The sequence below is a fragment of the uncultured Agathobaculum sp. genome (genome assembly GCF_963927765.1).
In the GTDB taxonomy this organism is placed as follows: domain Bacteria; phylum Bacillota; class Clostridia; order Oscillospirales; family Butyricicoccaceae; genus Agathobaculum.
On the sequence record NZ_CAWVCU010000059.1, the window covers coordinates 20,124 to 30,269 of the forward strand.

10 protein-coding genes are annotated in these 10,146 nt (G+C 55.2%); 8 read left to right on the forward strand and 2 right to left on the reverse strand.

The window, feature by feature from the left end; all coding sequences use genetic code 11:
* Positions 1 to 57: 57 nt before the first annotated feature.
* Positions 58 to 1,728 carry a formate--tetrahydrofolate ligase gene (locus ABGT74_RS05405; RefSeq protein WP_297282727.1) on the reverse strand — a complete coding sequence of 557 codons (1,671 nt, stop codon included), beginning with the start codon at positions 1,726 to 1,728 and terminating at the stop codon, positions 58 to 60.
* A 164-nt stretch (positions 1,729 to 1,892) separates the two neighbouring features.
* On the opposite strand from ABGT74_RS05405, the gene ABGT74_RS05410 reads away from it, so the two are divergent.
* The gene (locus ABGT74_RS05410) at positions 1,893 to 3,023 is read left to right on the forward strand and encodes an FtsW/RodA/SpoVE family cell cycle protein (RefSeq protein WP_346704782.1); all 1,131 of its coding nucleotides are present in this window, start codon (positions 1,893 to 1,895) and stop codon (positions 3,021 to 3,023) included.
* Between the two features lie 42 nt (positions 3,024 to 3,065).
* Here ABGT74_RS05410 and ABGT74_RS05415 read toward each other — a convergent pair whose 3' ends face one another.
* Positions 3,066 to 4,037, reverse strand: coding sequence for an RluA family pseudouridine synthase (locus tag ABGT74_RS05415; protein WP_346704783.1), 972 nt, complete (start codon positions 4,035 to 4,037; stop codon positions 3,066 to 3,068).
* Positions 4,038 to 4,206: 169 nt separating this feature from the next.
* Between ABGT74_RS05415 and ABGT74_RS05420 the strand changes: the two genes are divergently transcribed.
* The 7 genes from ABGT74_RS05420 to ABGT74_RS05450 all read left to right on the forward strand — a co-directional run bounded on the left by ABGT74_RS05420 (position 4,207) and on the right by ABGT74_RS05450 (position 10,040).
* A complete protein-coding gene (locus ABGT74_RS05420) occupies positions 4,207 to 4,722 on the forward strand; it encodes a DUF177 domain-containing protein (protein WP_346704784.1) in 516 nt (171 codons plus the stop codon).
* 48 nt (positions 4,723 to 4,770) lie between these two features.
* Entirely contained in the window at positions 4,771 to 4,956 is a 186-nt protein-coding gene (gene rpmF / locus ABGT74_RS05425; RefSeq protein ID WP_125114771.1) for a 50S ribosomal protein L32, read from the forward strand.
* A gap of 80 nt (positions 4,957 to 5,036) precedes the next feature.
* Positions 5,037 to 6,341 (forward strand): DUF512 domain-containing protein, encoded by a 1,305-nt coding sequence (locus ABGT74_RS05430; protein ID WP_346704785.1) that lies wholly within the window; start codon positions 5,037 to 5,039, stop codon positions 6,339 to 6,341.
* Positions 6,342 to 6,371: 30 nt separating this feature from the next.
* On the forward strand, positions 6,372 to 7,703 hold the full coding sequence (gene der / locus ABGT74_RS05435) for a ribosome biogenesis GTPase Der (protein WP_346704786.1): 1,332 nt from the start codon (positions 6,372 to 6,374) through the stop codon (positions 7,701 to 7,703).
* A 36-nt stretch (positions 7,704 to 7,739) separates the two neighbouring features.
* Entirely contained in the window at positions 7,740 to 8,384 is a 645-nt protein-coding gene (gene plsY, locus ABGT74_RS05440; RefSeq protein ID WP_346704787.1) for a glycerol-3-phosphate 1-O-acyltransferase PlsY, read from the forward strand.
* Positions 8,381 to 9,394, forward strand: coding sequence for an NAD(P)H-dependent glycerol-3-phosphate dehydrogenase (locus ABGT74_RS05445; protein ID WP_297282720.1), 1,014 nt, complete (start codon positions 8,381 to 8,383; stop codon positions 9,392 to 9,394). Before plsY ends, ABGT74_RS05445 begins: the two co-directional genes overlap by 4 nt.
* A 136-nt stretch (positions 9,395 to 9,530) precedes the next feature.
* A complete protein-coding gene (locus tag ABGT74_RS05450) occupies positions 9,531 to 10,040 on the forward strand; it encodes a DUF6376 family protein (RefSeq protein ID WP_346704788.1) in 510 nt (169 codons plus the stop codon).
* The last annotated feature ends 106 nt before the right edge of the window (positions 10,041 to 10,146 follow it).

Here is a 10,146-nt window from a genome sequence, read left to right on the forward strand (position 1 = left end):
TGATGCAATACAGAAGCCGCCTGTCGGCGGCTTCCGTCTATGGATTGAAAAATGGTATCAGAACAGGCCTGTGATCTTGCCATCCGCATCAACGTCGATTTTTTCGGCGGCTGGTACCTTGGGCAGACCCGGCATGGTCATGATCGCGCCGGTTTCGACCACAACGAAGCCTGCGCCCGCAGCCAGACGCGCGGAGCGGACATTGACCACAAATTCGGTCGGGCGGCCCAGAAGTGCCGGATCGTCGGACAGCGAATACTGGGTCTTGGCGACGCAGACAGGCAGATTGCCGTAGCCCATTTCGGTGATATTCGCCAGTTCCTTATGGGCTGCCGGGGCGATGGTCACGCCCAGCGCGCCGTAAATCTCCTTGGCGATCTTGCGGATCTTGTCCTCAAGCGGGAGTGCATCCTCGTACAGCATATGGAAGTCGGCCTTGCCTTCGTCCAGCACGGCGAGAACCTCTTCCGCCAGTGCCTTGCCGCCTTCGCCGCCCTTGGCGAACACTTCGGACAAAGCGACCCGCACACCGCGTGCAGCGCAGTGCTGACGGATAAACTCCACTTCCTCTTCGGTGTCGGTCGGGAAAGCGTTGATCGCTACGACCGTCGGCACACCGAACTTCTTCATGTTGTCCAGATGGGCGTCCAGATTGCAGATGCCGCGCTCGAGCGCGGCGAGATCCGGCGTATTCAGCTCGGTTTTGGGCACGCCGCCGTTGTACTTCAGGGCGCGCACAGTCGCAACGATAACGATGCAGTCAGGCGACAGGCCTGCCTTGCGGCATTTGATGTCCATAAACTTTTCTGCGCCGAGGTCTGCACCGAAACCGGCTTCGGTGATCGCGATATCTGCGAGCCGCAGCGCCAGCTTGGTTGCCTGCACGCTGTTGCAGCCGTGTGCAATGTTGGCGAACGGGCCGCCGTGCATCAGCGCGGGCGTACCTTCCAGCGTCTGCACCAGATTGGGCTTGATGGCGTCCTTCATCAGCGCTGTCATCGCGCCTTCTGCCTTCAGGTCACGTGCATAAACCGGCTTGCCTTCGTAGTTATAGGCAACCAGAATGTCGCCGAAGCGCTTTTTCAGGTCTTCCAGATCGGAAGCAAGGCACAGGATCGCCATGATCTCGGAGGCAACCGTAATCATGAAGTGATCTTCACGCGGTACGCCATTGACCTTGCCGCCAAGGCCGATGGTGATGTTGCGCAGGGCGCGGTCGTTCATGTCCATAACGCGGGTGAAGATGATGCGGCGCGGATCGATGCCCAGCGCATTGCCCTGCTGCAGGTGGTTATCCAGCATGGCGCACAGCAGGTTGTTGGCTGCGGTGATGGCATGCATATCGCCGGTGAAGTGCAGGTTGATGTCCTCCATCGGCACGACCTGCGCATAACCGCCGCCGGCAGCGCCGCCCTTGATGCCGAACACCGGGCCGAGGGACGGCTCGCGCAGCGCGATCATGGCTTTTTTGCCCAGCTTTGCCATCGCTTGGCCGAGGCCGACGGTCGTGGTGGTCTTGCCCTCGCCTGCGGGCGTGGGATTGATGGCGGTGACGAGCACCAGCTTGCCGTCCGGCTGGCCGGCCGTCTTTTTCCAGACGTCGGCAGACAGCTTGGCTTTGTATTTTCCGTATAATTCTAAATCTTCTGCATCCAGACCGGCGGATGCAGCGACTTCGGTGATTGGGCGCATCTGGCAGCCCTGAGCGATTTCGATATCGGATAGCATAGCAGTTCCTCCCGTATGTTTTACACAGTGACATTATTATAACAATGTTCTGCACAGTTTTCCAGCAGATAGAACGAAAAATTTGCCGAATTTGTGAATCGAAAAAGCGGCTGCGTTGTGGTATGATATAAAGCGCATATAAATTCAGTAAAAGGAGGGTCGGCATGGACGTTTTCAAAACGATCACGCATTATATCAAAAACACCGACCTGTATCTGGTAATATTGGCGCTGGTTTGTTCGGGGTATGGCATGGTGCTGATCTATTCAGCAACGCTTAACCCGGCAACCGTGTTTGACGGCAGCACGCGCAACCTGATTATTCAGGGGGCTGCGATCATCATTGGTCTGGGCGCGTTTGTGGTGATGAGCTTGATCGACCTGGAGGGTATGAGCGGCTGGTGGAAGATTTTTGTGCTGGTCAACATTGGCTTGCAGTTTTTGCTGTTTACACCTCTGGGTACCGAAGTGAACGGCCAGCGTGCATGGCTTAATCTGGGCGTGACCAGCTTGCAGCCGGGTGAGCTCGGCAAGCTGATTTTTATTTTCACGCTTGCCGCACATATCTCGGAAATTAAAGACCATATCAGCGAGTGGCGCGGATTGTTTGTTATCGGTCTGCACACGCTGATTATGATGGGCGCGGTGGTTATCGCTTCGGGCGATACCGGCATGGCAATCCAGTACTTTATGATTGCGCTTATTATGCTGTTTGCCGCCGGGCTTTCGCTCAAATGGCTGGGCGCGGGTTTTGGACTCGGTATCATCAGCATCCCGATCATCTGGAATTTTATCTTGAAGGGTTATCAAAAAACCCGTATTCTGGTTCTGTTTGATCCATCCATCGACCCGGATGCTTCCATGCAATCGACTTACGGTAAAATTGCCATCGGCTCCGGACAGATTTCCGGACAAGGACTGACGCACGGTACCATGACGCAGATGCAGCTGGTATCGGAGAACCAGACCGACTACATCTTTTCGGTCGCAGGTGAGGAACTTGGCTTTATTGGCTGCATGCTGATTATCTGCTTGCTGGCGTTGCTCATTCTGCGTTTGTTCTATGTTTCCTATCGTGCTTCTACCACGTTTTCTGCCTTGTTGGCGGTTGGTGTAGGCGGCATGTTCCTGTTCCAGACCTTTATGAATATTTTCATGAATATCGGTCTGCTGCCCGTTATGGGTCTGACGCTTCCGTTTTTCTCTTACGGCGGCACTTCGGTGGTGACGATGTATTCCGCGCTCGGCATTGCGGCAGGTGTGCGAATGCGTGAAAAGCCATCTTGGCTGCAATGATACGAAAAAAGGTAGGCACGCTTACGTGCCTACCTTTTTGTTTTATCGGATGTGGTAGCTTGGAAAATACTTTTCCACAAAGGGAATGTGCTGGACATAGAATGTGCGGCCGTTGAGATAAGCAAGTGCGCCTGCATCTGCTTCAAAATGGAACGTCAGCGAATAGGCGTACAGCAGTTGTCCGTTTTCATGATAGGGACGGTTTAATTCATTTGTGCCGTATTTGCCGTCTCCGAGCAGCGGGCAGCCGATGGACGCCATGTGCGCGCGGATCTGGTGCGTGCGTCCGGTGAGCAGCTCACATTCGACCAGAGACAGTTTACCGTTGCTGGAGAGCGTGCGATAGCGTGTTTTAGCGGTTTTCGCGCCGGGAACGCGCGTTTTGTGCAGAGTGACCTGCTTGCGCTTTTCGTCCCGCCGCAGAAAGTTTTCGATCAAGCCATCAGGCGGCTTGGGCTTGCCGTGCACGACGCACAGATAGCGCTTTTCCAGCTCGCGATCCTTAATGCGTTCGTTGAGGATGCGTAGCGCTTCGGCGGTTTTTGCACAGATCACGATGCCGCCGGTGTTGCGGTCGATGCGGTTGCACAGCGCGGGTGCAAATGAAGCGGCGTCCTCAGGGTTCCACGCACCAGACTGGAACAAATACGCTTGAATATGCGCGATCAGCGTATTGCTGTCGCCGTTTTCGTCTGCATGCACCACCATGCCGGGCGCTTTGTCGGCCAGCAGGATGTTTTCATCCTCATAGACGATACGGAGCTGTGGCTGCGTGATGCGGCGGAAGGCCTCTTCCTCGCGCGGCGCGTCGAAGTATTCGTCGTTGAGGTAGAGCTGCACAGCGTCGCCTTCACAAAGACGGTAGGCGGCTTCCGTACGCTTGCCGTTGACCTTAATGCGTTTGAGACGCAGGTATTTGTGCATCATGCCGCCGGACAGCAGCGGCACTGCCTTTTCAAGAAATTTGTTCAGCCGTTGCCCGCTGTCGTTTTTTGTGATATAATACTCTCTCAAGATGCGGTATCCTTTTCTAAAAAATAATGGAGTGCATTCAGTATACCGCATTTCGAAAGAAAAGGGAAGTGCCCGCGCCGGATAGAGAAATGCGTTTTTTTGCCGCATTTTTTGGTTGACAAAGCGGGATTGGGTGTAGTATACTATCTTAGTACCATGTGAGGTTGACATGAAGATTGATTTAAAAAAACTGACCGCGTCCCAGCATGCGTCGATTCCGTTTTCCGAAACGATCGATTTGCGGGCAGAAACTTTGTACGGTGCCAAACCGTTCCAAAGCCCGGTTCAGATCAGCGGCGAGGTTTCCGGTGATAGCGGCGTATTGCGGCTCAAGGGAACGATTAAAACGATTTATTCCACTGTTTGCGCGCGCTGTCTTAAGCCTCTTCAGATTCTGCTGACAGCCGAGGTCGATACGGTCTTATCGGACGACCCCGATGCGGAGGAAGAGGATGATCTTTTCGTGCTGACCGGTGACAGCGTGGATCCGGCGGATGTAATGGTACCTGCGCTGATTCTTCAGGTACAGATGACCTATCTGTGCAGAGAGGACTGCAAGGGCCTGTGTCCGCACTGTGGCGCCGACCGCAATGAGGTCGATTGCGATTGCGAAAGCAAGCAGATCGATTCGCGTTTTGCCGCGCTGCGCGCTCTGCTCGATTCCAACGAGAACGAGCACAACTGAAGTTCGTGAATAAAAAATAAAGAAGATAGAGTAGGAGGTGTATCCACCATGGCAGTACCGAAGAGAAAGGTATCGAAAGCCCGTCGTGACAAGCGTCGTAACTCTCATTGGAAGCTCTCTCTGCCCGGCATGACCAAGTGCCCGCACTGCGGCGAGATGAAGCTGGCTCACAGAATGTGCAAGGCTTGCGGTTATTACAATGGCCGTGAGGTTGTCGCCGTTAAGGAAGCGTAAGGCGAAAACAGAACAGAAGATGGAGAAGGCGGCAACGACTTCTCCATTTTTTTATGAAGAAAACAGAAGGAGGGCGCAAAGTGGCATCTTTGATCGTCAGCGTGGACGCAGGCAGTCCGGCGGAGCGCGCCGGGCTGAAAGCAGGCGAAACCCTGCTGCAAATTGACGGCACCGCGATCCGCGATGTGTTGGATTATAAATTTTATAGCTATGACGCTGCACTCACCTTGCAGGTGATGGAAGCGGACGGAAAAACACTGCGCGAGGTGCGCGTGCGTAAGCGCGAGGGCGAGCCGCTTGGCCTGAATTTTGAGCATTACCTGATGGATGGGATGAAGCAGTGTTCCAACAAGTGCGTGTTCTGCTTCATCGACCAGCTGCCGCGCGGCATGCGGAAAACGCTTTATGTCAAGGACGATGATGCGCGCATGTCCTTCCTGATGGGCAATTATATTTCGATGACCAATTTGTCCGAGGCAGATGTGGATCGCATTCTGCGCATGCACATATCGCCGGTCAATATTTCGGTGCAGACGACCAATCCGGAGCTTCGCGTGAAGATGCTGCGCAATCCGCGTGCGGGTGATGCCCTGAAAATCATGGATCGCTTTGCAGAGGGCGGCATCACTATGAACTGCCAACTCGTGGTGTGTAAGGGCCTTAACGACGGCGAGGAACTGCGCCGTTCGCTGCACGACCTCAAGGCGTTGTACCCTGCGGTGAACACGATCTCGGTTGTGCCGTTCGGCATGACGCGCCACCGTGAGGGGTTGTATCCGCTTGAGCCGACCGATAAGGCGGCTGCCGAAGCGATTCTGGACATCGTCGAGCCGTTTGCGGACGAGTGCCTGCGCGAGCTCGGTACGCGATTGGTCTGGTGCGGGGATGAACTGTATCTGAAAGCGGAACGTCTGCTGCCGGATACCGAGTATTATGAGGACTTTACCCAGTTTGAAAACGGCATTGGCATGCTGCCTCTGTTCATGGAGGAGTTCCGGCTGGCGCTGCCCGATTATGAGGGCCGCACAGCGCGTCCGTTTACCATTGCCACCGGCGCGGCAGCAGCACCGTCTATGGCGGTTCTGCTTGACGAAGCGGCTGCAAAATGCGATAATTTGAATGGAAAAGTTGTGGAAATCCGCAATGACTTTTTTGGACACCGTGTTTCGGTTGCGGGATTGATTACCGGACAGGATTTGATCGCGCAGCTCAAAGGCCGTGAGCTGGGTGAGCGCGTACTGATCTCTGCCAACATGCTGCGCGACGGCGGCGATGTATTCCTCGACGATTACACCCCGCAGCAGGTCGCGGAAGCGATTGGTGTGCCGCTGGTGCCGGTCGAGATCGACGGCGCAGACCTGCTCGCCAAAATTTTTGAAGACTAACACCCCCAGAGTAAAGAGGAGGGAATCGATATGCCAAAACCGATTGTAGCGATCGTGGGCCGACCCAACGTCGGCAAGAGCCAGCTGTTCAACCGTCTGGCAGGCAAGCGCCTGTCGATCGTGGAGGATACGCCCGGCGTGACGCGCGACCGTTTGTACGCGGAAAGCGACTGGCGCGGCCGTGATTTTACGATCATTGACACCGGCGGTATCGAGCCGAATAACGATAACGAGATTTTGCAGTTTATGCGTTTTCAGGCCGAAACGGCAATCTCGCACGCGGATGTGATTATCTTTATCACCGATCTGCGCACCGGTATCACCGCAGCCGATCAGGACGTGGCGGCTATGCTGCTGCGCTCGGGCAAGCCGATCGTGCTGGCGGTCAACAAGTGTGACAAGCCCGGTCAGCCCGAGCCGGAGTTCTATGAATTTTATAACCTCGGCCTTGGTGAGCCGTATGGCATTTCTGCGCTGCATGGTTACGGCATGGGTGAGCTGCTGGACGCAGCTTACGAGCATTTTCCGCCTGCGGACGAGGATGGCGAGGACGAGGAACGCATCCGCGTGGCTCTCATCGGCAAGCCGAACGTCGGCAAATCCAGCCTGCTCAACCGCGTGCTGGGAGAGGAGCGCGTGATTGTGTCCAACATGGCGGGCACAACGCGCGACAGCGTGGATGCCGACGTGGACAATGCGCACGGCAAGTTCACCTTTATTGATACGGCAGGCATCCGCAAAAAGAGCAAAGTGGATGAAAAAATCGAGAAATATTCGGTTATGCGCTCTTTGCTTGCGGTGGAGCGTGCGGATGTGTGCGTCATTATGATCGACGCGACCGAGGGCGTGACCGAGCAGGACACCAAGGTTGCGGGCGAGGCACATAATGCGGGCAAGGCGTGCATTATCGTCGTCAATAAGTGGGATCTGGTCGAAAAAGACGGTTCGACTATGAAAGAATATACCCTCCGCGTGCGTGAGGGACTGGCCTATATGCCGTATGCGCCCGTGCTGTTTATTTCGGCGCAGACCGGTCAGCGTGTGGACAAGCTGTTCGGTTTGATCCACGAGGTATATGAACAGAACCACATGCGTATCCCGACAGGCCGACTCAACTCGATTCTGGCCGAGGCGACCGCACGCGTGCAGCCGCCGACCGACAAGGGACGCCGGCTCCGCATTTTCTATATGACGCAGGCATCTACCTGCCCGCCGACCTTCGTTTGCTTCTGCAACGATGCACGGCTGTTCCATTTTTCCTATCAGCGCTATCTGGAAAACCAGATCCGCGAGGTGTTCGGTCTGACCGGCACGCCGGTGCGCATGGTCATCCGGGAACGCAGCGAGAAAAAGGAACGATAAACGCGGCTGATATTTCTGAAACTGGGGGAAAACCATATGACACTTACGCATTTTGCCATTATCGCGGTGTGCGCTTATCTGCTCGGCTCGCTGAGCTTCGCAATCATTGTCAGTAAGGTCACGCTGGGAAAGGATATCCGTGAATACGGCAGCGGCAACGCGGGACTGACTAACTCCTACCGCACGATGGGCGCGGGCAAAACGCTGTTTGTGCTGCTGGGCGATATTGCCAAGGGCGCGGCGGCAGTCTCGATCGGCGCGCTGCTGGCGGGTCCGGTCGGCAAGCTGGTAGCTGGCATCTTTGTCATCTTGGGGCATATGTTCCCGCTGTATTTCGGCTTCCGCGGCGGTAAAGGCGTGCTGGTTGGCGCGGTGATGCTGCTGTTATTCGATTGGCGCATTTTCCTGATTGCATTTGTGCTGTTTTTTGTGGCCGTGGCGCTGACGCGTTGGATTTCGCTCGGCTCGATTCTGGGTGCAATCAGCTTTCCAATCACCACACTGGTGTTTTATAACGACCCGGTATTGACTGCAATGGCGTTTGGCATGGCGGTGGCAGTGATTTTCATGCATCGCTCGAATATCGCCCGCATTTTGCGCGGTGAAGAAAACAAGTTTTTCTTCAAGACCAAGAAAACTATTGAACAATCCGACCGTAACGGAGAGGAGAACAAAAAATGAAGGTTTTTGTACTGGGAACTGGCGGCTGGGGCATTGCGCTGGCGATGCTGCTGCACGACAACGGCCATGAAGTGACCTCGTGGACGTATTTGCAGGAAGAGTGCGATTTGCTGCTGCGTGAGCGCGGCAATGAAAAGCTGCTGCCGGGGGTTAAGATTCCAGAGGGGATTACTATTACCACCGATATGGCGGGCGCGGCAAAGGCGGACTTGATCGTGATGGCGGTGCCATCGTTTGCGGTTGCGTCTACGGCGGAAAAGCTTGCGGCTATCGTGCCGGCCGGTACGGTGATCGTCAACGTCGGTAAGGGACTGGACGCAAAAAACGGCTATTGCCGCTTTTCGCAGACCATCGACCGCATCATGCACGGCAACAACCCTGTCGTTGCGTTGACTGGCCCGACGCACGCGGAGGAGGTTGCGCGTCGTGTGCCGACCGCGATCGTTGCGGCGTCGGAAAGCCGTGCTGCGGCAGAACTGACACAGGCGGCTTTTATGAACGAAAGCTATTTCCGCGTTTATACCTCTGCGGATATCATCGGTTGTGAACTGGGTGGCGCGTTTAAGAATATCATTGCGCTGGGCGCGGGCATCGCGGACGGCCTTGGCATGGGCGATAACTCTAAAGCTGCCTTTATGACCCGTGGTTTGACCGAGATTGCGCGTCTGGGCGTTCAGCTGGGCGCACGACAGGAAACATTTGCAGGCTTATCAGGCGTTGGTGATCTGATCGTGACCTGCTGCTCCATGCATTCACGCAACCGCCGCGCAGGCATCCTGATCGGGCAGGGCAAAAGTGTGCAGGAGGCAATGGACGAGGTTGGCGCAACGGTCGAGGGCTACTATGCGACCGAGGCGGGCTATCATCTGGCAAAGCAGCAGGGCGTTTCCATGCCGATCACTGAGGCGATGTATGAGGTGCTGTATAACGGACTGCCTGCCACGGAGGCGAGCCGCTTGCTGCTGGGTCGCCCGCGGCGCGGTGAGCATGAGGAAGTTTGGGTACGCTAAAACTTAATAGGTAAACTGCATAAAAAATTTCTGGTAAGATCGTTTCCTACTGTTCAGATATGTCTTTACATTTTTGTGTCTTTCCGCTATAATGCTTTATACAGTCTTGAAAAAATAAGGTAAGGAGAGACACAGTATGAAGAAGAATATGACCAAGCGTTTGTTGGCGGCATTGCTCGCAGCGGCCATGGCATTGTCCCTGGCGGCCTGCGGCGGCGGAAACGATGCGGCTAACAGCGGTGGCGAGACCGGCGAAAATGGTGAAGCGGCATCTACTGCCCTGACCGAGGAGGAGTACCAGCAGGCGGTTGAGGATCTGAGCACGGAGATGAGCGAGATCCAGAGCAATGCAAGCGCGGTTGCAACCGATCCGGAAGCGGCCAAGGAAGCACTCGAGGCGATGAAGACCTCTCTGAATGATTTCATTGCCATCACTCCGCCGGAAGCATATGCGGATGCACATGAAAAGCTTCAGTCCGGCTGCCAGTCTCTGATCGAGTTTATTGATACCGTTGCTGCAATGACGGAAGAGACCGATCAGACCAAGCTGTCCGAGCTGACCACGCAGATGGGTGAGCAGCTGGAAGCGGCTATGACCGATATGGCGGAAGGTGCAAGCCTGCTGCAGTCGGCAAGCGCATCGTAACATTCATTTTATAGCAGATCAAAAAAGGCACCCTTCGGGGTGCCTTTGATTTGCACTTTGCGTCTGTATTTGGTATAATACTTGCGAACAAGAAACAATACTGCTG

Bases quoted from the DNA above. Each gene is read 5' to 3' on its own strand.
- ABGT74_RS05405 (WP_297282727.1), bottom strand. From the start codon at position 1,728: ATGCTATCCGATATCGAAATCGCTCAGGGCTGCCAGATGCGCCCAATC.
- ABGT74_RS05410 (WP_346704782.1), top strand. From the start codon at position 1,893: ATGGACGTTTTCAAAACGATCACGCATTATATCAAAAACACCGACCTG.
- ABGT74_RS05420 (WP_346704784.1), top strand. From the start codon at position 4,207: ATGAAGATTGATTTAAAAAAACTGACCGCGTCCCAGCATGCGTCGATT.
- rpmF (WP_125114771.1), top strand. From the start codon at position 4,771: ATGGCAGTACCGAAGAGAAAGGTATCGAAAGCCCGTCGTGACAAGCGT.
- der (WP_346704786.1), top strand. From the start codon at position 6,372: ATGCCAAAACCGATTGTAGCGATCGTGGGCCGACCCAACGTCGGCAAG.
- plsY (WP_346704787.1), top strand. From the start codon at position 7,740: ATGACACTTACGCATTTTGCCATTATCGCGGTGTGCGCTTATCTGCTC.
- ABGT74_RS05445 (WP_297282720.1), top strand. From the start codon at position 8,381: ATGAAGGTTTTTGTACTGGGAACTGGCGGCTGGGGCATTGCGCTGGCG.
- ABGT74_RS05450 (WP_346704788.1), top strand. From the start codon at position 9,531: ATGAAGAAGAATATGACCAAGCGTTTGTTGGCGGCATTGCTCGCAGCG.